At 47.0% G+C, this 23,141-nt stretch carries 25 protein-coding genes; 11 read left to right on the plus strand and 14 right to left on the minus strand.

Going from position 1 to position 23,141, the window contains the following annotated elements; genetic code table 11:
* Positions 1-26: 26 nt before the first annotated feature.
* Positions 27-992 carry a cytochrome aa3 quinol oxidase subunit II gene (gene qoxA / locus BAMF_RS39090; RefSeq protein ID WP_088030703.1) on the minus strand — a complete coding sequence of 322 codons (966 nt, stop codon included), beginning with the start codon at positions 990-992 and terminating at the stop codon, positions 27-29.
* Positions 993-1,494: 502 nt separating this feature from the next.
* Between qoxA and BAMF_RS39095 the strand changes: the two genes are divergently transcribed.
* Positions 1,495-1,740 carry a GlsB/YeaQ/YmgE family stress response membrane protein gene (locus BAMF_RS39095; RefSeq protein ID WP_003150926.1) on the plus strand — a complete coding sequence of 82 codons (246 nt, stop codon included), beginning with the start codon at positions 1,495-1,497 and terminating at the stop codon, positions 1,738-1,740.
* 15 nt (positions 1,741-1,755) lie between these two features.
* On the opposite strand, the gene galT is transcribed toward BAMF_RS39095, so the two are convergent.
* From galT to BAMF_RS39115, 4 genes are all read right to left on the minus strand, one after another.
* Positions 1,756-3,297, minus strand: coding sequence for a UDP-glucose--hexose-1-phosphate uridylyltransferase (galT, locus tag BAMF_RS39100; protein WP_013354033.1), 1,542 nt, complete (start codon positions 3,295-3,297; stop codon positions 1,756-1,758).
* On the minus strand, positions 3,287-4,471 hold the full coding sequence (locus BAMF_RS39105) for a galactokinase (protein ID WP_013354034.1): 1,185 nt from the start codon (positions 4,469-4,471) through the stop codon (positions 3,287-3,289). The genes galT and BAMF_RS39105 overlap by 11 nt, the downstream gene beginning before the upstream one ends.
* A gap of 63 nt (positions 4,472-4,534) precedes the next feature.
* Positions 4,535-4,921 carry a GtrA family protein gene (locus BAMF_RS39110; protein WP_038463302.1) on the minus strand — a complete coding sequence of 129 codons (387 nt, stop codon included), beginning with the start codon at positions 4,919-4,921 and terminating at the stop codon, positions 4,535-4,537.
* A 78-nt stretch (positions 4,922-4,999) separates the two neighbouring features.
* Positions 5,000-5,623 (minus strand): TetR/AcrR family transcriptional regulator, encoded by a 624-nt coding sequence (locus tag BAMF_RS39115; protein ID WP_013354036.1) that lies wholly within the window; start codon positions 5,621-5,623, stop codon positions 5,000-5,002.
* A 335-nt stretch (positions 5,624-5,958) separates the two neighbouring features.
* Here BAMF_RS39115 and BAMF_RS39120 point away from each other — a divergent pair, with 335 nt between their 5' ends.
* The 3 genes from BAMF_RS39120 to BAMF_RS39130 all read left to right on the plus strand — a co-directional run bounded on the left by BAMF_RS39120 (position 5,959) and on the right by BAMF_RS39130 (position 7,692).
* On the plus strand, positions 5,959-6,120 hold the full coding sequence (locus BAMF_RS39120) for an anti-repressor SinI family protein (protein ID WP_013354037.1): 162 nt from the start codon (positions 5,959-5,961) through the stop codon (positions 6,118-6,120).
* A gap of 217 nt (positions 6,121-6,337) precedes the next feature.
* A complete protein-coding gene (locus BAMF_RS39125; protein WP_013354038.1) occupies positions 6,338-7,018 on the plus strand; it encodes a class I SAM-dependent methyltransferase in 681 nt (226 codons plus the stop codon).
* Positions 7,018-7,692, plus strand: coding sequence for a glycosyltransferase family protein (locus tag BAMF_RS39130; protein ID WP_013354039.1), 675 nt, complete (start codon positions 7,018-7,020; stop codon positions 7,690-7,692). The genes BAMF_RS39125 and BAMF_RS39130 overlap by 1 nt, the downstream gene beginning before the upstream one ends.
* A gap of 19 nt (positions 7,693-7,711) precedes the next feature.
* Here BAMF_RS39130 and BAMF_RS39135 read toward each other — a convergent pair whose 3' ends face one another.
* From BAMF_RS39135 to cidR, 7 genes are all read right to left on the minus strand, one after another.
* Positions 7,712-8,314 carry a DsbA family oxidoreductase gene (locus BAMF_RS39135; RefSeq protein ID WP_013354040.1) on the minus strand — a complete coding sequence of 201 codons (603 nt, stop codon included), beginning with the start codon at positions 8,312-8,314 and terminating at the stop codon, positions 7,712-7,714.
* Between the two features lie 87 nt (positions 8,315-8,401).
* On the minus strand, positions 8,402-9,658 hold the full coding sequence (efeB, locus tag BAMF_RS39140; protein ID WP_013354041.1) for an iron uptake transporter deferrochelatase/peroxidase subunit: 1,257 nt from the start codon (positions 9,656-9,658) through the stop codon (positions 8,402-8,404).
* Positions 9,659-9,677: 19 nt separating this feature from the next.
* Positions 9,678-10,829, minus strand: a complete 1,152-nt coding sequence (efeO, locus tag BAMF_RS39145; protein WP_013354042.1) for an iron uptake system protein EfeO — start codon at positions 10,827-10,829, stop codon at positions 9,678-9,680.
* Positions 10,826-12,274: an FTR1 family protein gene (locus BAMF_RS39150; protein ID WP_013354043.1), complete on the minus strand. Its 1,449-nt coding sequence runs from the start codon at positions 12,272-12,274 to the stop codon at positions 10,826-10,828. The genes efeO and BAMF_RS39150 overlap by 4 nt, the downstream gene beginning before the upstream one ends.
* Before the next feature lie 135 nt (positions 12,275-12,409).
* Positions 12,410-13,078 carry a thiamine phosphate synthase gene (thiE, locus tag BAMF_RS39155; protein ID WP_013354044.1) on the minus strand — a complete coding sequence of 223 codons (669 nt, stop codon included), beginning with the start codon at positions 13,076-13,078 and terminating at the stop codon, positions 12,410-12,412.
* Positions 13,075-13,893: a hydroxyethylthiazole kinase gene (thiM, locus tag BAMF_RS39160; RefSeq protein ID WP_013354045.1), complete on the minus strand. Its 819-nt coding sequence runs from the start codon at positions 13,891-13,893 to the stop codon at positions 13,075-13,077. Before thiM ends, thiE begins: the two co-directional genes overlap by 4 nt.
* A 3-nt stretch (positions 13,894-13,896) precedes the next feature.
* Positions 13,897-14,805 (minus strand): cidABC operon transcriptional activator CidR, encoded by a 909-nt coding sequence (gene cidR, locus BAMF_RS39165; RefSeq protein ID WP_013354046.1) that lies wholly within the window; start codon positions 14,803-14,805, stop codon positions 13,897-13,899.
* A 106-nt stretch (positions 14,806-14,911) separates the two neighbouring features.
* On the opposite strand from cidR, the gene BAMF_RS39170 reads away from it, so the two are divergent.
* The 5 genes from BAMF_RS39170 to BAMF_RS39190 all read left to right on the plus strand — a co-directional run bounded on the left by BAMF_RS39170 (position 14,912) and on the right by BAMF_RS39190 (position 18,086).
* Positions 14,912-15,298 carry a CidA/LrgA family holin-like protein gene (locus BAMF_RS39170; RefSeq protein ID WP_007407725.1) on the plus strand — a complete coding sequence of 129 codons (387 nt, stop codon included), beginning with the start codon at positions 14,912-14,914 and terminating at the stop codon, positions 15,296-15,298.
* Positions 15,280-15,960, plus strand: coding sequence for a CidB/LrgB family autolysis modulator (locus BAMF_RS39175; RefSeq protein WP_013354048.1), 681 nt, complete (start codon positions 15,280-15,282; stop codon positions 15,958-15,960). Before BAMF_RS39170 ends, BAMF_RS39175 begins: the two co-directional genes overlap by 19 nt.
* 126 nt (positions 15,961-16,086) lie before the next feature.
* Positions 16,087-16,281, plus strand: a complete 195-nt coding sequence (locus BAMF_RS39180; protein ID WP_014471213.1) for a YwbE family protein — start codon at positions 16,087-16,089, stop codon at positions 16,279-16,281.
* Positions 16,282-16,440: 159 nt separating this feature from the next.
* Entirely contained in the window at positions 16,441-17,187 is a 747-nt protein-coding gene (locus BAMF_RS39185) for a MerR family transcriptional regulator (protein WP_038463304.1), read from the plus strand.
* A gap of 17 nt (positions 17,188-17,204) precedes the next feature.
* Positions 17,205-18,086 (plus strand): DUF2268 domain-containing putative Zn-dependent protease, encoded by an 882-nt coding sequence (locus BAMF_RS39190; protein WP_013354051.1) that lies wholly within the window; start codon positions 17,205-17,207, stop codon positions 18,084-18,086.
* 99 nt (positions 18,087-18,185) lie between these two features.
* Here the strand turns inward: BAMF_RS39190 and BAMF_RS39195 are convergent, their stop codons facing one another.
* Complete coding sequence (locus BAMF_RS39195; protein WP_014471214.1) at positions 18,186-19,373, minus strand: class I SAM-dependent rRNA methyltransferase; 1,188 nt, start codon at positions 19,371-19,373, stop codon at positions 18,186-18,188.
* Between the two features lie 84 nt (positions 19,374-19,457).
* On the opposite strand from BAMF_RS39195, the gene BAMF_RS39200 reads away from it, so the two are divergent.
* Positions 19,458-19,841 carry a VOC family protein gene (locus BAMF_RS39200; RefSeq protein WP_013354053.1) on the plus strand — a complete coding sequence of 128 codons (384 nt, stop codon included), beginning with the start codon at positions 19,458-19,460 and terminating at the stop codon, positions 19,839-19,841.
* Between the two features lie 25 nt (positions 19,842-19,866).
* Here BAMF_RS39200 and celB read toward each other — a convergent pair whose 3' ends face one another.
* The gene (celB, locus tag BAMF_RS39205; RefSeq protein ID WP_013354054.1) at positions 19,867-21,201 is read right to left on the minus strand and encodes a PTS cellobiose transporter subunit IIC; all 1,335 of its coding nucleotides are present in this window, start codon (positions 21,199-21,201) and stop codon (positions 19,867-19,869) included.
* A gap of 163 nt (positions 21,202-21,364) precedes the next feature.
* Here celB and BAMF_RS39210 point away from each other — a divergent pair, with 163 nt between their 5' ends.
* The gene (locus tag BAMF_RS39210) at positions 21,365-23,113 is read left to right on the plus strand and encodes a S8 family peptidase (RefSeq protein WP_013354055.1); all 1,749 of its coding nucleotides are present in this window, start codon (positions 21,365-21,367) and stop codon (positions 23,111-23,113) included.
* Positions 23,114-23,141 lie beyond the last annotated feature (28 nt).

The following is a 23,141-nucleotide window of genomic DNA, read 5'->3' on the forward strand; positions in this document are numbered from 1 at the left end:
CGGGCTTCCTCCTTTCTTGTTCAATTTCAATCTTGTTTATCGTCGGATACTTTAAATTCGTTTTTCTTAACATCTTCCCACGGATCTGTTTTAGAGTGCGGTGATACGGCTTTGTAGCCAAGGCGTTTGCGCGCCTCCATCGCATATTCGGCATCTTGGCCGTGGTCAACGTATTTTAAGTGTGTAGAAGAGAACGTTAATTTACCGACATTCTCCGGAAGCATCAGTTCGTCATACTTCTCTTTCGTCAGCTTTGGAGAATCGCTTTGGGCTTTTTTCACCCAGTTGTTAAAGTCTTTTTGCGTAACTGCTTTTACGTTGAATTTCTGGTCGGCAAAGTGTTCGCCGGTGAAGTTCGCGTTGCGGCCTTCATATGTTCCCACTTTGTCAGCCTGTAAGTATTGATCCATCAGCATTCCTGCCATCGCGTATTTTTGTCCCCCGAGCTGAGGAATCCATAGCGACGCCATTGAATCGGCTGAAGAAATTTTAAATAAAACCGGACGGTCTACAGGAATGTTCAGGTAGTTAACCGTCTCAATATCCTGCTCTGGGTAACTGAATACCCATTTCCAGTCTACCGAAGTAGCATAAACGACAAGAGGTTCTTTATCCTTAGTCGCTTCAGGCGCTTTTTCTAACGAATATATCGTCTGTACGGTAGGCACAGAAAGTGCAATGACAATTAAAATTGGGATCACTGTCCAGACTACTTCTAAGAACGTGTTGCCGTGCATGTCTGGCTTGTAATTTCCGCTGTCTTTGCCTTTGCGGTCGCGGTATTTCACTAAAATGATTGTAAATAGTACGAATACGACGCCGACAATGAACAGCATAAATCCGATTGACAAGAGAATCAGATCTTTTTGCTGGTCTGCAACAGGTCCTTTCGGATCTAACACGGAAATGTCGCTGCATCCGCCCAGTACGAAAACAACAGCCAACATCGCTAATAAAAGTAACGGTTTAAATGCTCTGAACAAGAAGATCACCATCCTTCCTATTGATGTAGTGAATCTGAAATGTACTTTCTCAAAATCTTTTCTCTATCTACCTTGTTATGCTATCAAAATCTGCCCTTATTAGCTTTATTTTTTTCTAAAGTTCATCTTTTTTTCGCCCTGATGTCACAAAATCGACAAAAAATGCATGAACTTTTTCCACTTGCATAAATCAAAGTTAAAAAGTTTTAGATCATTTAGCATATATAGAGAAAAAAGATAGTGAGAACGAATAATACCAAATAAAGGTTTACCATAATAAAATACGCTGGTCAACAAAAAGTTTCATTTTGTTAACCATTCCACAAAGAAAATATTTTTTCCTTTGCTCACACCTTTTCACACGTTTTCCATTTTAACGCAACGCATGGTGAAAAAAAAGAGATGAACGCGCGTTGATATGTTCATTATAAAAAACACATTCATATGTTTAATATGGACAAAACGAAGGAAACATATAGGCATAAATAATAAAAAATAGGAAGTGATATTTATGGGTTTTATCGTATCTCTGATTGTAGCTATTATTATCGGCTGGATCGGAAGTTTATTTGTAAAAGGAAGTATGCCCGGGGGAATTATCGGGTCAATGATCGCCGGTCTGATCGGCGCATGGATCGGGCACGGCCTGCTCGGCACATGGGGTCCGCACCTTGCCGGCTTTGCCATCATTCCGGCAATCATCGGAGCGGCGATCGTGGTATTTCTGTTCAGCCTCATCGCCAGAAGCAGAGGATAAAAAAAGCCTCGTCCCTTATGGGATGAGGCTTTTTTCCGGTAGAGCGTCCAAATGGCTGATAAAACGCCGGAAAGCCGCTCTGCCTTCTTCTGTCTGTTTAAAGACGCCGGCATGCTCCAGTATCCGGGCAAAAACATGTCCGATTTCTTCTTTTAGAATCTGTTCCGCGTTTTCTTTCGTTACCTTCCGCTTGTGCAGCACGCTGAGCGCCCACTCCTTATGCTTGGCCGCAGAAGGATCGGCCGTTAAAGCCGCCTCCGGGTCCGGTGAACACAGCGCTTCAGCCGTGCGGATCATCTCTTCTTCAAGACGCCCCGGCAGAATCGCAAGCCCCATCACCTCAATCAGTCCGATATTTTCTTTTTTCAGATGATGAACTTCCTGATGAGGATGAAAAATTCCCAGCGGATGCTCATCTGAGGTGCGGTTATTTCTGAGGACGAGATCTAATTCGAATAAACCGTTTCTCCGCCGGGCAATCGGTGTAATTGTATTGTGCGGTGTCTCCCCTGAATAGGCGAGGATATCCGCCGCCTCATCGGAATAGCCGCGCCATGCCCGTAAGATGGAGTCCGCCGCGTCAGAAAGCTCAGACGCGCTCTCGCTTTGCAGACGGATGACCGACATCGGCCACTTCACGACACCCAAAGCCGTATTCGGATAATCAGGCAGCCTGTAACGGCTTTCTGTCTCCGCCTGCGCCATCGGGAACTCGTGATCGCCACCTTGAAAATGATCGTGGCTTAAAATACTGCCGCCGACAATCGGCAGATCAGCATTGGAACCGAGAAAATAATGAGGATACTGGCTGACGAACGACAGCAGCCTGTCAAACGTTTTTTTGCTGATCTTCATCGGTTCGTGCCGGTCTTTCAAAACGATGCAATGCTCCCGGTAATACACATACGGAGAAAATTGCAGAAACCACTGCTCATCACCGAGAATCACCGGGATGACGCGAAGATTTTGACGCGCGGGATGATCCGGCCTTCCTTCATATCCGACATTTTCTTTACAGAGAACACATCTCGGGTAATCGGATTGCGGCTGCTCTTTGGCAGCGGCAATTGCTTTCGGATCTTTTTCCGGTTTTGAAAGGTTGATCGTGATGTCCAGCTTTCCGTAAGCCGTCTCAGCCGTCCACCCGATATTCCGCTGAATTCTGTCCGAACGGATATAATACACATCCTCTGAAAATCGGTAAAACGCCTTTGTCGCCTGCTCCGGACCGTGCACTGCCTTTGTTTCTTCAAAACGCCGGACAATCTCTGACGGCTGCGGGGCAAAACAGCCCATGATCTTCGCGCTTAGCAGATCGCGATATGTGTCTGTATCGGCTGCAATCCGGCCCGTCTCTGCGGCCCATTCATAAATCGGGGCTAATATGTCCGGCAGAGGCGCCGCCGAGTCAATTTCTATCTGTTCTGAAGGCTCCGGATGGGTTATGTGCAGCGTTTCATATAAACGGTTTCTTGTATATTCAATATCAAGAAATGAAATCAGCTCTTTTTGCAGTCCGTACCGGATTAAACGTTCTACGTGCCGCTCAATCGCCATTGTCATCCCCCTTTAGTTCTCTCGCTCCGGCCCCGATATCCGCCGTATAAAAGTCAGCCTTTCTCCCGGTCTGTTCCTCATAATGGGCCCCTGCCGTTTCAATAAAATCTGAAACGGCCTCGTCCTTGACGATACTGACCGTACAGCCGCCGAAACCGGCTCCCGTCATCCTTGACCCGACAACCCCGGCATGGCGCCATGCCGCTTCTGCCAGTGTATCCAGCTCAAGACTTGTCACCTCGTAGTCATCGCGTAAAGAAAGATGCGAATCCCTCATTAATTCGCCGATGTGATGAAGCTGATTGCTGCTGAACATCGCGGCCGCCTTTTGGGTGCGGTGGTTTTCATAGACGGCGTGTTTTGCCCGGCGCCTGTTCACTTCATTCTGAATCAGCTCCGCATGAGCGTCAAAAGCGGAAGGCGACAGCTCCCCGAGTGACTGAATGGAAAGGTGCTTCTGCAGATCAAAAAGCGCTTCCCGGCACTCCTTGAGCCTCGTATTATAGCTTGAGTCTGCAAGCGTTCGTTTTTTATTGGTATTCGCAATAACGATCGACAGTCCAGACATCCCGAGTTTCGTATATTCAAAGGCGAGCGTCCCGCAATTCAGCAGGATCGCGTGATCTTTCTTTCCCATCCCGATGGCGAATTGATCCATAATGCCGCAGCTGACGCCGATAAAGGAATTTTCCGCCGCCTGAGCGAGTTTCACCAAGTCGATCATATCCGCATCAAGCCCATGGCATTCCTTGAGAATGACCGCCGTGACAAGTTCAATGGAAGCTGATGATGACAGCCCTGCGCCATTCGGGATATTTCCTAAGAATACAATATCGAAGCCGTGCGGAAGAGAAAAACCGCTGCCGAGATATTCCGCCATGACGCCTTTCGGATAATTGGCCCACCCGTCCTCTTTTTGGTAGCGGATCTCATCGAGACTGCATTCCTTTATGCCTGCTTCCTTAAAATTATCAGAGTACATTCTGACGAGCCTGTCCCCTCTCTCCCGGACGGCTGCATATGTACCGATCGTAAGCGCGCACGGAAAGACGTGGCCTCCGTTATAATCCGTATGCTCTCCGATGAGATTCACTCTGCCGGGCGCAAAGAAAATACGCAGGTCCTCCGATTCCCCGAATACATCAGCAAACGCTTTCTTTATTTTGTGTTTCATACGTATCCCCTTTCCCGTTACTCTTTCCCGTTACTCTTTCCCCCAAGGCTCGGAAAGAAACCGTTATGACACGCCCTCTTCTTTCGCTTTTCTGAAGACAATCCACTTGCTGGCCGCATAGTTGACGACTACGATAATGACGTTGTCGGCGATTTTCGCCAAAGTTTCGTTCATATGAAATTGACTGACCAGAAGAATCATCATGGCGAGATCTATGCCGAGAGACAATACCCGCACGCTGAAAAAGGCTGTCAGTTCTTTCATCAGACTCCGCATCCCCGCGGTTTTTTGCTGAAATACATACAGTTTATTCGTGACATAAGCAAATAGAACGGACAGAATCCACGCAGCGACGGTCGCCATCTTGTAATCCATCTGAAACACCGACGTCAGAATGTAAAAACTGACGATGTTCACGATCGTCGTGAAAACACCCATAATGATATACATCATAATTTCTCTGTAGCGCATGGCAATTCCTCGCTTTCTGAAAAACTTTTCTAAAACTTTTGTCAAATAAAGACGAACTTACCCTGATTTTCTGTTACTGAAAAAAACAGAGAGCGCGTCAAAAAGGCTGCGGAAGGTGACGGAGCGCCCCAGCACGTTTGATTGCTTAATCATGCCGTCAATGAGCGCGCACATCATTCTGGCGGTGTATTCCGTATCAATTTGTTCTTCTATTAAATTTCTCGATTTGAGCCAATTTATGTACAAGCAGCTTTCTTCAATCCATAGCTCGTAAAGACGGATGTAGGCTTCATATTCCTGTACCACCTTGTAATTGGGCATGTGAAGGGCAAAGGACACGATGTTCCATGCCGGTTTGCTGTTAATAAGATGCATCAGCAAGTCAGCCGCGCTTCTTGCCGCTTCATAAAGTGTCAGCGGCCTGGCTGATTGCCGTTCTATTTCGTCGAGATAGCCGGTAATGATCCTTTTTTTGATCTGATGCCTGTCTAACAAATGCTTCAGGAAATCTTCTTTGCTTTCAAAATGAACGTAAAACGCGCCTTTGCTGTAACCCGCGGCTTTGCTGATTTCATCTATCGATACTGTATCGTAAGCTCGGTCAATTAACAAATGAAGGCCTGCGTCAATAAAACTTTCAAATGTTTCTTCTCTCTTAATTTGAAATTTGTTTTTTTTCATTTTTTACCCCAGCTGTTTGATCTTCACTTTATCTTACACCGAATCATTCTTTTGCGGTATTTTTTATGTAAAAAGAATATGTTAGTTCGACGTTCAAAGGGTAAATGTTAATAGGTCAGATGGTTTATTTTCATTTACATACTATCCAGTCAGTATTTAATTGTTTATTATTATATGTAAGATTTCTTGAAGGATTTTGGGTATTTCAGTCATTTTCTTAGGGAATAGGTAGGTGAATTCATCTTCAATTTGGGATTACCGGCCAACTATGTGTGATATTTGTTATACATTGGCTGCTGTAGCTGGGCAAATCAATTTTTCAATTGGAGGTTCTTATGAAAACTCATGTAATGAAAGAGATAGATCAAGATTGGCATTTGTTAATTCAAGAGGCTAGAATCATGGGTTTGCACATTGACGATGTAAGGCGATTCTTAAATGCTGAAAAAGCGGTGAAGAAAAAAACACCAATGAAAAACACCATCCGCCAGCGGTAAGATTACAGGCGGATCCTTTTACTATTTAACACAGTCCGCCCGCACCCGAGTTTTCAAAGGAACACCCGCAATCTTATGAGGGGAATCAGAGAATAAAACCGTATACCGGACAACCATTCCCGCCCGCATTCCGCTACCTGAACAGCCAAACATGGTGATATGAGATCCCCCCGCTGCATATCTTGTGTATTATGCCGATTTACGAGGTGATACACAGATGGATACGAATCCCTATTATGATGAAAAACAACAGAACTACTACGAAGGCCTGAATCCTTATTTATTAAAAAAAATAGACAAAAACTGGCGTACAGTGCTTGATGTCGGCTGCGGCACCGGTAATTTAGGCGCGGCAATTGAAGACCGCGGAATAACGGTTTACGGTATTGAAGCGTATCCCGAAGCAGCTGAAAAGGCGGAAAACAAATTGAGCCACGTGCTTTGCGGCGACATTGAATCCGCCATTCTTCCGTACAAATCAGAGCAATTCGACTGTATGCTGTTCGGAGACGTACTGGAGCATCTTGTCGACCCGTGGTCAGTGCTGAAAAAACTTCGCCCTTATTTAAAAAAAGACGGCACAGTGCTTGCATGCATACCGAATGTCGGCCATATCTCGGTGGTGCTTGAGCTTTTAGCCGGCAAATGGACTTACAGAGATGCCGGATTAATGGATCAGACCCACCTGCGTTTTTTTACGCGTGAAGAGACTCTTTCCTTATTTAAAGCCTCCGGTTATGAGGTGAAAAGCATTGAGGCGATCCGTGTTGATCATCCCTCTTATCACAAGGCCATCGCATCTTTGCACGAAGTCTGCGTACAGCTTGGCATAAGACATGATTTTCTGACAGAGGCATCGGCCTATCAATATGTGATTGAGGCTGAGAGGAGCATGTAATGGATGCGCATTCGTTTCTGTTTGTCGTCTGTGTGAATGATGAATCGCTTTACTCCCAATGCAAAAACCATATCCTGCAGCTTACCGTTCCCCCCTCACACTCCGTTGATATCATGCCGGTATACGATTCAGAGAGCATGACCTCCTCCTACAACAAAGCGCTGAAACACCCTGCCAAATATAAAATTTATCTGCATCAGGATACATTTATCATTCATCAGCATTTCCTGCGAGACATGCTTCATATCTTTCAATCTCATCGGGAGCTCGGCCTTCTCGGTGTCGCCGGCTGCAAAACTCTGCCGCCGAACGGTATTTGGTGGGAAAGCGGGCATCGGCTGGGAAAAGTGATTGAATACCGGGTGAATGGTTACCGCCCTCTGGAATTTGAAAACAGCGAAGAAAACGGCCTGTTTACGCATGCTGACGCCATTGACGGATTGTTAATGGCCGCTCAATATGACGTAGAGTGGCGGGAGGATTTGTTTCGCGGCTTTCATTTTTACGACACATCACAGTCGCTTGAATTTCAAAAACACGGCTATCAAGTCGGCGTCGCCTGCCAGAAAGAGCCTTGGTGCCTTCATTTTTGCGGTGATTCATTTGACGCCGCGGCATATGAAGCGGACAGACAAACATTTGTCAAACACTATATGGGAAAGCCCTCTTGCTGATGCAGAGGGCTTTTTACAGTTACCGTTTATTCAATTCCCGCTCAATGATTTGTTCAAAGGTTTCCTTTCCCGCTGCGCCCGGGATTCTTTCATCGCCGATGATAAACGTCGGCACTGCGGTAATGCCGGCTTCCTCATAGGCATGGCGGAGCGCTTCCCGCTGCATGTGTCTGTACGCCCTTGTCTCAAGCGCCTCTTTGAACGCGCCGCCGTCAAGTCCGGCTTCTTCCGCAAGCTTTGTCAGGACGTTAATGTCACCGATATTTTGTTCTTCCTGAAAGAACGCCCGAAAAACGCGTGTATGGTATTCGCTTTCTTTCCCATGTTCCTTCGCAAAATGGAAGCCTTCAAACGCCAAATCCGTGTAAGGATGCGGTGATACGCGGGGGAACGTTATATCAACGCCTAAAGACCGCGCCATCGGTTCAATTGAGTTTTCCCACATCTGCCGCTTGGCGGGGTCATTCACCGGATCAAGTTTCGGTGAGGGGCTCGGACGCAATTCAAACGGCATCCATTCCACCTGTACGTCCTTGTCCTTAATTGCTTCTTCAAACGCCGCTTTGCCGACAAAGCAAAACGGACATACATAATCAGAATATACTTTAATCTGCAGTGTCATTGTAAATCTCCTTTCTTTTTCATTTTAAGTTGTAACATAAATAGTTACAAGTATTTTTTTAAAAAAACACCCTCCCTATGGAAGGTGTCACGATTCCAGCAGCCTCTGGGCGATATATTCTCCTTTTTTACAGCCGCCGGGACAGGCGAATAAGGAGGAGCCGATCGTTTGTGTGTATTCATTCAGCGCATCCTTTGCCGCCAAAGCTTTCAGCATCGGGACAAATTGGCGGTCCGGGTCTTTTTGAAAGCTGATAAACAGCAGGCCTGCGTCAACATAGCCCGTCTTCGGATCAATTCCGTCCGTATAGGAAAATGCCCGCCGCAGAATCTGTCTGCCGGTTGATTTCGCCACGCTGACATGTGAGTCGGCGGGAATTTGATTCAGCTTGACGGGATCGGTTTCCTTTTTTTGTCCGAAAGGCGCGCCCGAGCTTTTCATTCGTCCGAACGTGTCTTCCTGATCTTTCAAGGATGAACGGTCCCATATTTCTAAAAACATTTTAATTTTTCTAAACGCCATGTACGTGCCGCCCGTCATCCAGTCCGGCTCCCCTGATTGAACCCAAACGATTGAATTCATCAGGTTTTCATCCTTCGTGCTTTGGTTGCCGGTGCCGTCTTTGAATCCGAAAAGGTTGCGCGGGGTTTCGCCGTTTTTTCCGCCGCTTAAGAAACCTTTATTGAGAAAGCGGACTTCACACACGCCGACGGCCTGTTTAATCAGATTGCGCACCGCGTGGAACGCACTCTGTTCATTATCCGCGCAGACTTGTATGACGATATCACCGCCGCCTTGTTTCTTATCGAGTTTGTCGTTAGGCATCGGCGGAATATCGGCGAGGTGCTTCGGTTTTTTATCCTTCAGTCCGAAGCGGTCCTTCCCGTCTTTCTCGAAAAAACCGGGGCCGAAGCCGAAGGTAACGGTTAAATTCGCCGGTGCCAGATCCTGCGACTCCCCGGTATCCTGCGGAGGCATATATTTATTTTTCTGTTCGCCTGACAGGGCGGCGCCTGAGGTCAGCAGCTGCGTCAGACTGGTCCAATTTCTGAAAAGGGAGATGACATCAGCTTTGTCGCTTGACATGACATCAAGCGCCGCAAAATACACATACGTCTGGTGCGCCGTTGTGATTCCCGCTTGGTGCTTTCCGTAAAAAGGAACGATTTGATCACTTTCACTTTTCCCTTGACTCTTCTTTGAAGCGGTGGCCGCCGGTTTGAAAAGCGGCGCGAGTCCTCCGAGGCCGCTCGCTCCGACAGCGACGGCGGCGCCCGCTACGGCGCCCCACTTCAGAACATCCCGTCTGTGAATCTGTTTTTCCTTGTTTTGTTCATCGCTCATGCTGTGTTATAACTCCTTTTTAAAGCACATCGGCAATCTTCGACATGGTTTCAGAAAGGGCCGTCAGCTTTGTGCTTATCTCTCTGATTTGATCTTTACTTAATTTATCATAAGACGTATACGAGTGATCACCCGTTTTGTATTTCGACATCAAAACTTCAAATTCGCTGAATTCCGTATCCAGCTTTTCCGTGACGTCGGAATGGTCTTTCACAAGCGCGCTTTTCACAGTTTCATATACGGCTTTTGAGCCTTCGACATTAGCAGCCAGATCTGTTAAATCAATTCGGGAGTAACGTTCTTCTTCACCCGTGATCTTTGAGATGCCCGCTTCATTGAGAAGCTCCATGGCGCCGGCGACGATTTGTTCCGGCGTCAGTTTGAGAGAAGCGATAGAGCCGTCAAGCTCCTTCACATCCTTTAACAGGACGGCGGCCGTTTCTTTTTCGCCAGTAATCTTATTGTCCTTCCAGAGGGCTTTTTCAAGCTTGTGGAAGCCCGTCCATTTGTCGCCTTCTTCCACATCATTTTCTCTGGCATCGATTCTCGGGTCAAGCGTGCCGAGGCTTTCGGCAATCGGTTCAATTCGCTCGTAATAGACGCGCGCCTGCGGATAAAGTGATTTTGCTTTATCGATGTCCCCGGCCTTGACGGCGTCTGTAAACGCTTCAGCCGACTTTACAAGCTGATCGCTCTGTTTTTTCACATATGTTTTATAGTCATCAGCCGCTTTCTTGAGCTGGTCACTCGCCTTTTTGCTGCTTTTTTCAGCGCCCGTCAGCTCTTCCAGCGAGGCTGTCAGCGATACGGATTCCGATTTAATCTTCTCTGTATCAGGCTTATCTTTTTGTGCTTCTGTATAAATCGGCTGCAGGTGCTTTTCGATATCTGTGTATTCAAACGGATAATCGCCGCGGATTTTATTTTCAAATGAGAGCCAGTAGCTGTTCAGTTCTTTCCCTTTTTGCTGAATGCCTTTCCGGTCTTGTTTTTTAACGGATTCATTCAGTTTGGTGAGAATATCCTCCATTTTGTCAACTGATGTTTTGATTTCCTGGTTTACACTGTTTTTTTCGGCTCCTTTGTCAGACGCTGACTGCTGAGCGCCGCAGCCCGAGCACAAAGCGAGGAGCAGGCCGGCTGACAAAGCCGCTTTCTGGATATGTTTCATTTTGCAACTTCCCTTCTATTCGATTTTATTTTTAAGATTTCCATAACGAGTGCGACGGCTAAAAATCCGATGATGACCAGCTGCGGAATTGTGCTGTAAATCGACGGATAGATGCCGAGAAATGATACCGACGGAAGCCAGCTTTCGGCGTCAGACGGCAGAATATCCGCCAGCTGCAGGCTGTGGACGCCCGTACCGAGAAATTTCACGCACATATACAGCACGACAGCCATGGACAGCAGAAAGAACGGCTTTAACGGAATCCGCATTCCGAGCTTAATCATGAGAAAACCCGCTGCCGCAAGGATCAACAATCCCGCCGCGGTTCCTCCTATTAATTCTGTAAGCCGCAGCTTGCCGACGAGGCCGATAAAAAAGATCACTGTTTCAAGCCCTTCTCTGACGACCGCCAAAAAGGCGATCAGCGCGAAGGACAGCAGACTGCCTTTTTTAAGCGCCTGCGATTTTTGCGTATTGATTTTTTCCCGCCATTTATCCATTGAAGCGTTCCGGTGGAGCCAGACGCCGACATACAGGAGCATCACGGCAGACAGAATGCCGGTCACGCCGCCGAGCAGAAAATTGTTTTCGCCAAAAATGTTCGAGGAAAACAGCAGTGTGACGCCGACTCCCGCACCGAGAGAGACGAGCATGCCGAGTGACGCTCCGCCCCAAATCCAAGCTGATGAACGGGTGACCCGGGCTTTTTTCGTCATCGTCAAAAGCGCGCCGATCACAAGAAGCGCTTCCATTCCTTCCCTTACCGGGATAAGAGCGGCGTCCAGCCAGCTGTAGCTGCTCGACGCAATCGGCTCAAGGAGCTGAATCATTTCGTCAATATGCTTAATGGCCTGATCCGGGCGGTTTTCAGCTTCCGCCTTCATAAGCGCCAGGTTCTCTTCTGAAGTCGTGTAGGCCGCTTTTGATTGGGACACGACGTCTCCTTCGACTGCCAGCCAATTCGTGACAAGCTGATCGATTTTTGTTTGGGCTTCAGCGGTTTGGCTGCTTTTTATCAGCTGTTTCGTCTCTTTTAAGCTTTGAATATAGGCAGAGAGTGTAAGTCTTGAGCTCCCTCCGGCTGCGTCTTTTAATGTGACGGCCTGCCGGTAGGTTTCCAAGTGGGACCCAAGCTCAGAAAGCGCCGCCTGTACTTTTTTTGTATCTTTATTAATCAGAGAAAGTGAAATCATTGCGATATTGGAGTTCATTTTTGAGTAGGAAGATATATTTGCTTTTTTGATAGCAGGCTCTTCCTTTTTCCATACAGTTTTGAATTGTGAAAATGTTTTTTCGACGGATTGCAGGTTTCCGTCTCTTGCAGATTGAATCATTTGCTGATTCAGGCTGATAAGTGAATCGATGGGATCAGCGCCTTTCGCCACGGCAGAAGAACTGAAAATGACGAGCAGGCTGAATAACATGAAAGCAATCTTCCGTGCCATCATGCACCTCCTGTAGTTGAAAATGATTATCATTATATATCATAATCATAGTCCGATATCAGCCTTTGTCAATAAAAAGTTGCGCATACAGAAAAAGGGCCGTCCTCACGGGACGGCCCTTCTGACAGAAACATGTCAGCTTTTTGCTTTGGAGCGCCGAACTTCTTCAAAAAACCTGCGCGCCGCCGCCTTTGGATCTTCGGCTTGGCTGATGGCGCTGATCATGCTGACGCCGTCAGCTCCCGCTTCAATGACGGGCGCCGCATTGTCAGCTGTGATGCCGCCGATTCCTACAATCGGAATGGTGATGCCCTGACGTCGCACCTCTTCAATCAATGTAACGCCCTGCACAGCTTCAGCATCTTTTTTCGTTTCGGTCGGATAAACCGGACCCATTCCGACGTAATCGGCTCCGGCCGCTTCCGCCAGCTTCACCTCGGAGACGTTATGTGCCGATACACCGAGAATCATATCACCGATTGCCGCTCTCGTTTCTTCGGCGTCCGCGTCATCCTGGCCGATGTGCACTCCGTCGGCCTCAAGGCGCAAGGCCAATTCAACATCATCATTAATAATGAAAGGAATGCCGGCCCGCCTGCAGACATCCTGCACCTGCTTTGCAAATAAAACAAGATCCTCTCCTGTTAAAGAACCGCTCCCCTTTTCCCGAAATTGAAAGAGCGTAGCGCCGCCCTCTATGGCTTTTTTCACCACAGAAACGGGGTCTGCGCTTGTATTATTTGATCCCATGATAAAATAAACCGATAAAATATCCTTCATCATTTCCCGAGAAATACGAGTCATTTTTCTGTCACCCTTTCAATTGTAGCAAGCTCGGCCGCTTCTTGTTCCGAGATGCCCGACAGCTTGTTTAAAAGCTCAATCTGGAAGCTGCCCGGTCCCTTATGAGACGAATTCTGAGCGGCAAGCTGAGCTGCGCTTCCGTATACAGAAACGGCTGAAACGGTTGCTTGCAGAACGTCCTGCTCCGCTGCGCAGAAGGCTCCGATCACAGATGTCAGCAGACACCCCGCCCCCGTTACCTTCGTCAGCAGTTTATCGCCGTTATGTACGGCGTATATGTCGGTGCCGTCGGAGATCACGTCGGTTTTTCCGGTAATCGCAACGACCGTTTTCAGCCTGCTTGCAGCGGTCTTGGCGAGCTGAATCAGATCTCCTCCGGCTTCCCCTGCATCCACGCCTTTTATCTTCCAATCGGCGGCGCCGGCAATATTGGCGATTTCCGCGGCATTTCCGCGAATGACGGACAAGCGCACCTCCTGTATGATCTTGCGGGCTGATGCTGTCCGAAACGGTGTGGCGCCGGCGCCGACCGGATCAAAAATGACCGGAACGCCGTTTTCGTTAGCCGATTTTCCGGCTGCGATCATCGCTTCAACCGAAGCCGCACTGAGAGTGCCTATATTCAGGACGAGCGCTCCGGCGATTTTCGCCATGTCGGCTGCTTCCTCGATTGCATATGCCATGACGGGCGATGCGCCGAGCGCGAGCAGGCCGTTAGCGGTGAAGTTCGTGACGACATTATTCGTGATACTGTGAACGAGCGGGCTTTGCTCCCGCACTTTACTCAAGTTTTGAGCTGCGGTTTGTGCGTCCATGGTTTAATCATCCTTTTTTCTCTTTTTCGGATTCCATAAATACGATTTCGTATGTTCCAGCCAGGCTCTGGCGGCAAAGGACATATAGCGGTCCTTCCGCCAAATAATGGCTAAATGCCACGGAATGACCGGATGTACGAGCGGAATGGTGCTGACTTTCTCAGGATCAAGACCGCGGCAGATTCTTTCCGGCAGCAGGCCGATGCCAAGATTGGCCGATACCATTTCACTGATAAAGTCCCACTGTGACGTTTCATAAATGACGTGCGGTCTGAATCCGGCTTTCACACATTCCGTCATAATTCGATTATGAAGGACAAAATCCTCCCTGAAAAATATGAAAGGCTCGTCTTTCAATTCGTGCAGACTGCATTCTTTCTCGTCAGCAAGCCGATGTGACGGATGGACGACGAGCATAAGGGTTTCCTTTACAATTGTAAATGTATGAAAAATCTCTTCATTCGCGGGAAGCACGACAACGCCGATATCAAGCGAGCCGTCCTCCACCCCTTGCTGCACTTTAATAGAGCCGTCTTCTACAAGCTGAAACGTCACATCGGGATATGTGACGCGGAAGTCACCGAGCACCCTCGGGAAAAAGCCGGACCCGATCATCGGCGGAAGTCCGATGCGGACATGCCCTTTCTTCACTTCCATAATATCATTCAGCTCTGACGTCAGGTTTTGGAATGACTTTGTGATTTCCTGCGCCTGCACATACATGCTCTGTCCGGCGTCCGTCAGTTCAACCTGCCGGCCATTGCGGTAAAAGAGCTTGATGCCGAGCTCCGTCTCCAGGTTTTTAATCATTTTTGAGATGGTCGGCTGCGAAACATACAGCGACTGCGAAGCCTTCGTAAAGCTTTTCAAACGGGCCACCTCTAAGAAATACGTTAAGTGCCGGATGTCCATTTCATTTCATCCTTTCTATAGACAAAAGGAATAGATATTATTCTTTATATATATTTTACCTATAGCAAAACCTTATGTACAATATAAATATAAGGGAGGCATCATGATGAAAAAATTGCTGCTTACCGTTATTCAAATCGCTCTGCTGTTTATATTTGCGCGTCTGATCAATTGGGTCACGGCGGCTCTTCATATAAATATTCCCGGCAGTATAATCGGGATTGTGATTCTTTTCACATTATTGCATTTCAAGATTATCAAGCTTGAATGGATTGAGCTTGGCGCAGCATGGCTCCTTGGCGAGCTGCTGTTGTTTTTCATCCCGTCTGCCGTCGGAGTGATTGAATACGGAGATATTATGTCTAAATTCGGCGTAAGCATTTTACTTGTCGTCGTCATCAGCACATTTGTTGTGATGGTTTCAACAGGTACGCTTACACAGCTTATAGCAAAAAGAAAGGAGAAAAAACAAACGTGTTCATCGGAATCTTAAGTTTATTCTTAACTGTTTTGGTGTATTTAGGAGCGAAAAAACTCTACATTCGATTTCCGCGGGTGTATACCTCGCCGCTTCTGGTTACGCCCGCCGTTTTGGTCGGACTGCTGCTGCTTGTCAATGTCCCGTATCAGACATACAATCTCGGCGGCGGAGTGCTGACCGATATGCTTCAGCCGGCCACAGTGGCGTTCGCGATCCCGCTTTATAAATATTTCCCGATTTTAAAGAAATACGCCGTGGAAATTATTTTGAACGTGGCGGTCGGTTCATGTATCGCCATTCTGTCAACGGCCTTTATCGCGAAATGGTTCCATCTCGGCAGCAGCTTAGTCGACAGTCTCGTACCGAGATCCGTGACGACGCCGATTGCCATGAACGTATCAGAAATGATCGGCGGCATGCCGGCCGTTACAGCGGTTTTTGTCATTTTAACGGCTTTACTGGGAACGATCATCGGGCCGATGGTCATCCGCTATTTCCGCATTGATAACGAAATTGCCCGGGGCGTGCTGCTCGGAACAAGCGCGCACGGAGCGGGAACATCTAAAGCATTTGAGCTCAGCTCCGTATCAGGAACGATCTCAAGCGTGTCCATGATTCTCGCCGCGATTATGACGCTGTGCGCGGCCCCGATTTTGCTTTCGTTTATGTCATAAAAGACTGCTCCTTACAGAGCGGTCTTTTTTTTGGCCGTAAGAATTGTTTTGTCCGTCCTTCATAAAAAGACGAAAACACGATATGATAAGACATGAAGTGAAAAGACTGAAGAACGGATGTGTCATATGAACGGCCAGCAGCGAAGCAGCATCAGAAAAGGACTTGAAGTCGATATCGTCCTGAAAGCCGACCAGCGTTCAGGGAAGCTGACGAGAGGAATCGTGAAAGATATTTTGACAAACTCAAGCTTCCACCCGCGCGGCATTAAGGTTCGCCTAGAAGACGGACGAATCGGCCGGGTGCAGCAAATTATTGAATAGAAAAAAGGCCGGGGTTCACGCCCGGCTTTTTTTTTTTGTTTTCATAACTAAAATCAATAATTATTCTCCCCTTTTACAAAAAATGTACAGCTAACTATTGACTCTTACGTTGCGTAATACTTTAGAGTAGCAATTGAGGAGGTGGAAAAAGTGACGGGTATGAAAGTAAAAGAAGTAGCTGAACTGATTGGAGTAAGCATCCGTACTCTCCATCATTACGATCAAATTGGATTATTGACTCCTAAAGAAACCACTGATTCCGGTTATCGGCTTTATTCTGATGAGAATCTTGAACAGCTGCAACAGATATTATTTTTCAAGGAGCTCGATTTTTCCTTAAAAGAGATTAAAGAAATCATTAATAGTCCTTCATTTAACCGAAGGGAGGCATTACTATTACAAAAGAAAATGTTGATTGAGAAACGAAATAGAGTAGACAAGATGATTGAAACCATAGATAAATCAATCAAACATATCAAGGGAGAAATCTCCATGACAAACAAAGAGAGGTTTGAAGGTATTCACTTTAAGCATAATCTTTATGAACAAGAAGCTCGCAAACGGTGGGGCGATCAACCCGTCGATGAGGTAAATATAAGATTGAAAAACATGACTGATGACGAGCAAAAAGATTTATCTGATAAGTGGACTGCAATGTTCAATACATTTGCACTTCTTATTAATCAATCCCCGAAGTCTCCAGAAGTACAAACAGCTATCAAAGAATGGTTTGATTTTCTAAATGAGAATTTTGGTGAATATTCTTTTGATGCCTTTTATGGATTAGGTCAACTCTATATTGAAGATACACGCTTCACTAAAAACATCGATCAGTATGGTGAAGGGTTGGCGAAGCTTATGAGTGATGCCATTAAATTTTTTATAGACAGTCAAAAAAAAGGGTGATACCAATTAAAATCATTATGGAGGATACAATTAGGCAATACGAAAAGTTATTTTCAATGACTGAAAATAGAGAAGATTACTATCGATATTCAATGATGAAACCTTTTGAAGACATGTGGAAACAGATTAATGTTCCCTTAAAGGCAAAGCACCCTAACGGATATGATGTAATAGTAGCGACAAATATGATGGGCTATCTGAGCGTAACGGAAACGGAAACCGGCAGAAAAGCATTAGAGAACCTAAAAGAAATTCAAGCTCATCAGATTGCATTTGACACTTTAACTCATTGTGTTGAATTTATCGAACAAAACAACTTAAAAATAAATGCTGATGAAATAAGATTTGGGATGTATCTAGCTAATCAAAAAAAGCTTGAATTACATAAAGGATATTGTGGATTTGGAGGAATTCCAGGGTTTATTCAAATTTGTATATTTCCCAATTCATATAATATACCAAGACTGCCCGCTGTCATTGCTCATGAATTTCATCATAATATTCGTTTTTCATATTTCAATTGGGATTATGGGAACGTAACGGTCGGTGATTACTTAATTATAGAGGGGTTAGCAGAATCATTTGCCAAAGAACTTTACGGAGAAACGCTTTTAGGTCCTTGGGTTACTTCCTTTGAAAAAGAAGACCTAGAATACTCAAAAGAAATCTTCAAAGACTCATTACATATTAAAGGATTTGATGAGGTCAGCAGTTACATGTTTGGTGACACTTTTGCAGCTCAACAAGGTTATCAGCCTGTTGGCTTATCACCATTTGCAGGCTATGCGGTAGGCTACCAGGCTGTGCAATCCTTCATGAAAGCCAACAATGTGGGGATAAGAGAGGCCACCTTACTTGATACGGATGAGATACTAAGTAATAGCGGACTGTTTCTTTAATAACGTTTGGACAGTAAGAAAGTCATTATTATTTTGGCCCAATTTAAAGCGACGGAGGAGGGGTTTCTTTTCCCTCTCTCCACGCTATAAACGATAATCCTATTTTTTCCGCAAGAAAACGACCTTCAAATAGTTCCCTTCTTTAAACGCGGGTATCGTTTTAAAATCCTCCGGAAGCGTATATTCTTCCAAAATGTCGTAACTCTCGTTTGTTTCTTTAAAGGCAGCCTCTATAAAGCCTTTAAATTTCTTCATGTTGAAGGCGCTGCTGTTTGTCGATGCAACGATGATGCCGTTTTTCGCGGTGATGGCGATCGTTTCCTTCAGCAGGTTTTTATAATCTTTCGCCGCGCTGAACGTCCGTTTTTTTGTGCGGGCGAAAGAAGGCGGATCAAGGATGATGAGGTCAAATGCCAGCCCTTTTTTCTCCGCATAGCCGAAGTATTTGAATACATCCATAACCTTAATGTCATGCGCCTCATAATCAATTCCGTTGGCGCTGAACTGTTCAATCGTTTTTGCCAGGCTGCGGTTGGCGACATCGACGCTTGTCGTTTTCTCTGCTCCTCCAAGCGCCGCCGCAACGGAAAATGCTCCCGTATAAGAGAACGTATTCAGCACCCGTCTGCCGTTTGCATACTTGTCCCGAATCGCTTTGCGCACATGACGCTGGTCTAAGAAAATGCCCGTCATCGCCCCGTCGTTTAAATCCACAGCGTACTGTATCCCGTTTTCTTGAACAATGACCGGAAAATCTCCTCTTTCGCCTTTGACAAAATCGTCGTCTTCCACATATTGTCCGGCGGTATCAAACCGTTTCTTTTCGTAGATCGCCTTATAAGACAGCTCCAGCCCGTCAATCGCCTCAATCAAACTGTCCTTATATGCGTAAATGCCTTTGCTGTACCATTGAATCAGCAGATAACCGTCATAGAAGTCAATCGTGACGCCGCCGATGCCGTCGCCCTCACCGTTGAAAAGACGGAACGCCGTTGTATCAGACGCCTTAAACAGATGGGCCCTTGCTTCAGCCGCTTTTTTCAGCTTGTCCAGAAAGAAACGTCCGTCGATCCGTTCATCTCTCGCACGGGACAGCACCCAGCCGACTCCTTTATTCTGCAAACCGTAATAGCCTTTCCCGATAAATTCGCCCTTCTCGGATGTCACATCAAAAAGATCGCCCTCTGTTAAGTGAGCCGAGCTTCCGGACAGAGCGTCTTTTTCAATCAGGGGGAATCCTTTTTTCAGCTTTCCGGCAAATGTATCTTTCACTGTAAGTAGCTTCATTGTGCATTCCTCTTTCGTTTTGCTTTCTCTTATCGTACCATAAAACATGCATTGTCCCGAAAAATTCAAAACAGGGGGAAAACCATGACAGCCAAAAGAATCGACCATACAGGCATTATGGTCAAAGATATTGAAACATCCATCGCCTTTTATCAAGACGTTCTCGGTATGACGTTAAAGGACCGGATCACCCATACAAACGGCATTATTGAACTCGCCTTTCTCGGATTTCAGGAAGGGCCCGAGACAGAGATTGAATTGATCCAAGGTTACAGCAGCGAGCTTCCCGCAGAAGGAAAAGTGCATCATATCGCTTTATTAACTGAAGATATCGCAGCGGAATTCACGCATGCGAAACGTCAGGGCGCCGTATTTATTGATGAAGAAATCACGACGCTTCCCAACGGATACCGCTACTTTTACATTGAAGGACCTGACGGCGAATGGATTGAATTTTTCCAGCGTTAAAAAAACGGGCGGAAGCGCCCGTTTTTTATGTTTCTTCTGTGCCGTTTTGCGCCGCTTCCCGTTCCTCTCTCCATTTTTGAAGATCCCAAATTCTGAAAAACGGATAATAAATGATAAATGTAATCAGGAGGTTGATCAGCTGCATCACCGAACCGGAGATTTTCCCGCCTGTCGCCAGATAACCTGAAATCAGCGGCGGCATCGTCCATGGCACGGCGATTCCCGCCGGTTTTGCCACCATCCCCGTGCTCATCCCAATGTACGTCGCCGTAATGGTCAAGAGCGGCGCGATGATAAAAGGCACGATTAACAGCGGATTCATGACGAGCGGCATTCCGAAAATAATCGGTTCGTTAATGTTAAATATCGCAGGCCCGATACCGAGACGGCCGAGCTGTTTCATCTGTTTGCTTCTGGAGCGCACAAGCATGGTCAGCACAAGGGCCAGCGTCGCTCCGCTTCCGCCGACATTAATCCATATTTGAAAGAACTGTGTCGTAAAAATGCTCGGCAGCGCTTCTCCCGCTTGAAAAGCCAAACGGTTGGCGTCCATCGCCCCGTACCAGATCGGTGACATGACCCCGCCGATAATGGATGCGCCGTGTATGCCGCAGGACCAAAGCAGCATTTGCACGAATTCGGCGACGAGGCTTCCGCCGAGACTCCCGCCTAAAATAGACAGCGGGGTGCCCAGCAGGTCGCCTACGACATTGTGGAGGCTTTTAAATGGAGTCATTTCAATAAACAGACGGGCCAACCAAACAAGCGTAATAATAAAGAAACCGGGAATGAGCGCGACGAACGATTTGCTGACCGCAGGCGGCACTCCGTCAGGCATCTTAATGACGATATTTCTTTGGATGATAAATCGGTACACTTCCGTAGACAGCATTGCAATGATCATCGCGACAAACAGACCTTTGCTTCCGAGCAGCGAAATCGGGATGCCGCCTCCCACCATAATCTCTGTTGCCGAGCCGTCAGGAATAAACGGAATCTGATACGGCGTCGCCAATAAAAAGGCAGCAAGGGCAATGGCTCCCGACGACAGGGCATCCACCTCATAGCTTTCCGCAAGCCGGTAAGCTATTCCAAAGGCGGCGACGAGCGCCATAATGTCAAAGGACGCATTCACCGGATACCCGAGCTTTTCAACCCAATGTTCACCGAAAAGACCCGCCATAAAATCGGCGTAACCGGGAATCGGGAGACTCGTCAGAATCAGAAAAACCGATCCGATAATAATAAGCGGCATAGACAGAATAATGCCGTCACGCAAAGCTCTTAAGTGCCTTTGACCGGCGACTTTTCCGGCGACAGGCATGATTTTTTCTTCCATTACCCGATTGAACGTACTCATTTATCAAAAAACCCCCTTTTTGAGTTCATTGCGCAGATATCTTATTGCATTTTCTTCATCATATTTTGAAAGCGTTTACATTTGCATACAGAAATTTTCCTTTCCCCTTAGGAAAAAAAGAATTCCGCACTGCCGATATATAAAGAAAAAAGGGGGAACCACGATGCATCACATCCTAAAACCGATAACGGCCGCTGCCTTGTGCGTCAGCCTGTTTTCCGCCGCGGCGCCAGCGCACGCCGAGACGCACGACCGGGACGTTATCGTAGTGTACAAAAATCAAAACGGCAAGGAATCCGCCATAGACAGCGGAGCGGATGTGGAACAGACCTATCAGCATCTCCCGGCAGTCGCCGTGTCGGCCGATTCGCAAACGGTGAAAGACCTGAAGCAAGATCCTGACATCTTATATGTAGAAGACAATGTACCCTTTCAGGCAGCAGGCGGCTCTGATGTACACCTGTTATCAGCGGCTCCAAGCAGCAGTTACGTGCTGCCGCAATGGGATATAGAACCGACTCAGGTCAAGCAGGCCTGGAAAGAAGGCTTGACGGGAAAAAAAGTGAAAGTGGCTGTCATTGACAGCGGGATTTATCCTCATGATGACCTTTCCATTGCGGGAGGCTATTCCGCAGTCAGCTATACATCCTCATACAAAGATGACAACGGACACGGTACGCATGTCGCCGGAATCATTGCGGCCAAGCATGACGGATACGGCATTGATGGCATCGCGCCGGATGTCCGGTTATATGCGGTTAAAGCTTTGGATCGAAAAGGTGCGGGAGATCTTAAAAGCCTTCTTAAAGCGATCGACTGGTCAATCGCCAATAAAATGGACATCATCAATATGAGTCTCGGAACAAACGCAGACAGCAAAATTCTTCACGACGCCGTCGACAAAGCATACAAAAAAGGAATCGTGATCGTAGCCGCCGCAGGAAATGACGGCAACAAAAAACCCGTCAATTATCCGGGCGCCTACAGCAGCGTAACGGCAGTCTCAGCGTCAACCGAAACAAACGGGCTTGCGGCGTTTTCCACGACCGGAAAACAAATTGAATTCGCCGCACCCGGCACCAATATAACAAGCACTTACCTGAATCAAATGTATGCAACGGCGGACGGGACCTCTCAAGCCGCGCCGCACGTCACCGGCATGTTCGCGCTGCTCAAGCAGAAATATCCGGAGGAAACAAATACGCAGCTCCGACAGCAGATGCAGCAAAACGTCAAAGACCTGGGCGCTCCCGGACGTGACAGCCAATTCGGTTACGGGCTGGTGCAATATTATACGAACCAAAAGAGTTTTGCCGAACGGGCCGTCATAAAAGCGGAAAAAACGAAAAAGCAGGCAGATATCAATCAAGCAAAAACGTCGGTCAGCAAACTTCCCAAGTCAAAGGGAAAAACCGCACTTGAGACGCGAATCAATAAAGTTCAAGCCGCAAGAAATGTGACGGATGCAAGAGACAAAGTCCGGACTGCCGAAAAACAAAAGAAAAAAAACGCCGTCAATGCCGCCCAAAGCGCCATCCGCAAATTAGCGGCCGGCTCAGAGAAAAAAGGGCTGCAAAAGCGGCTTGATGCTGTCAACTCAGGCCTTTTGAAAACAGCCGAAGCCAGCGTCAAGCAGGCGGAAAAAAAGACCTCTGAGACCAACGCCGCCAAAGCAAAAAAAGCAGTCAGCGAGCTCCAGCCGGGAAAAGAAAAAACCGCCCTGGAAAAACGGCTTGACAGGATAAAAGATAAGATCAACCGGAAGCAAGCAAGAGACAAAGTGAAAACGGCCGAAAAAACCAAAACGAAAAAGGCAAAATCAGCGGCACAAACGGCGGTCAGCCGGCTGAAGCCGTCTGCCGAAAAGACCGGTCTGCAAAAACGTGTGCGCGCGATCCGGGTGAAACATTAAAAAACGCTTATGAGCCGGATAACGGCTT

The sequence above is a fragment of the Bacillus amyloliquefaciens DSM 7 = ATCC 23350 genome (assembly GCF_000196735.1).
GTDB classification, from domain to species: Bacteria; Bacillota; Bacilli; order Bacillales; family Bacillaceae; genus Bacillus; species Bacillus amyloliquefaciens.

Bases quoted from the DNA above. Each gene is read 5' to 3' on its own strand.
- BAMF_RS39095 (WP_003150926.1), top strand. From the start codon at position 1,495: ATGGGTTTTATCGTATCTCTGATTGTAGCTATTATTATCGGCTGGATC.
- cidR (WP_013354046.1), bottom strand. From the start codon at position 14,805: ATGGACATCCGGCACTTAACGTATTTCTTAGAGGTGGCCCGTTTGAAA.
- BAMF_RS39120 (WP_013354037.1), top strand. From the start codon at position 5,959: ATGAAAACTCATGTAATGAAAGAGATAGATCAAGATTGGCATTTGTTA.
- BAMF_RS39125 (WP_013354038.1), top strand. From the start codon at position 6,338: ATGGATACGAATCCCTATTATGATGAAAAACAACAGAACTACTACGAA.
- BAMF_RS39170 (WP_007407725.1), top strand. From the start codon at position 14,912: ATGAAAAAATTGCTGCTTACCGTTATTCAAATCGCTCTGCTGTTTATA.
- BAMF_RS39210 (WP_013354055.1), top strand. From the start codon at position 21,365: ATGCATCACATCCTAAAACCGATAACGGCCGCTGCCTTGTGCGTCAGC.
- efeB (WP_013354041.1), bottom strand. From the start codon at position 9,658: ATGAGCGATGAACAAAACAAGGAAAAACAGATTCACAGACGGGATGTT.
- efeO (WP_013354042.1), bottom strand. From the start codon at position 10,829: ATGAAACATATCCAGAAAGCGGCTTTGTCAGCCGGCCTGCTCCTCGCT.
- thiM (WP_013354045.1), bottom strand. From the start codon at position 13,893: ATGGACGCACAAACCGCAGCTCAAAACTTGAGTAAAGTGCGGGAGCAA.
- BAMF_RS39105 (WP_013354034.1), bottom strand. From the start codon at position 4,471: ATGAAACACAAAATAAAGAAAGCGTTTGCTGATGTATTCGGGGAATCG.
- galT (WP_013354033.1), bottom strand. From the start codon at position 3,297: ATGGCGATTGAGCGGCACGTAGAACGTTTAATCCGGTACGGACTGCAA.
- BAMF_RS39180 (WP_014471213.1), top strand. From the start codon at position 16,087: ATGAACGGCCAGCAGCGAAGCAGCATCAGAAAAGGACTTGAAGTCGAT.
- BAMF_RS39150 (WP_013354043.1), bottom strand. From the start codon at position 12,274: ATGGCACGGAAGATTGCTTTCATGTTATTCAGCCTGCTCGTCATTTTC.
- BAMF_RS39110 (WP_038463302.1), bottom strand. From the start codon at position 4,921: ATGTATATCATTATGGGTGTTTTCACGACGATCGTGAACATCGTCAGT.
- BAMF_RS39190 (WP_013354051.1), top strand. From the start codon at position 17,205: ATGGAGGATACAATTAGGCAATACGAAAAGTTATTTTCAATGACTGAA.
- BAMF_RS39195 (WP_014471214.1), bottom strand. From the start codon at position 19,373: ATGAAGCTACTTACAGTGAAAGATACATTTGCCGGAAAGCTGAAAAAA.
- celB (WP_013354054.1), bottom strand. From the start codon at position 21,201: ATGAGTACGTTCAATCGGGTAATGGAAGAAAAAATCATGCCTGTCGCC.
- thiE (WP_013354044.1), bottom strand. From the start codon at position 13,078: ATGACTCGTATTTCTCGGGAAATGATGAAGGATATTTTATCGGTTTAT.
- BAMF_RS39200 (WP_013354053.1), top strand. From the start codon at position 19,458: ATGACAGCCAAAAGAATCGACCATACAGGCATTATGGTCAAAGATATT.
- BAMF_RS39130 (WP_013354039.1), top strand. From the start codon at position 7,018: ATGGATGCGCATTCGTTTCTGTTTGTCGTCTGTGTGAATGATGAATCG.
- BAMF_RS39135 (WP_013354040.1), bottom strand. From the start codon at position 8,314: ATGACACTGCAGATTAAAGTATATTCTGATTATGTATGTCCGTTTTGC.
- BAMF_RS39115 (WP_013354036.1), bottom strand. From the start codon at position 5,623: ATGAAAAAAAACAAATTTCAAATTAAGAGAGAAGAAACATTTGAAAGT.
- BAMF_RS39185 (WP_038463304.1), top strand. From the start codon at position 16,441: ATGAAAGTAAAAGAAGTAGCTGAACTGATTGGAGTAAGCATCCGTACT.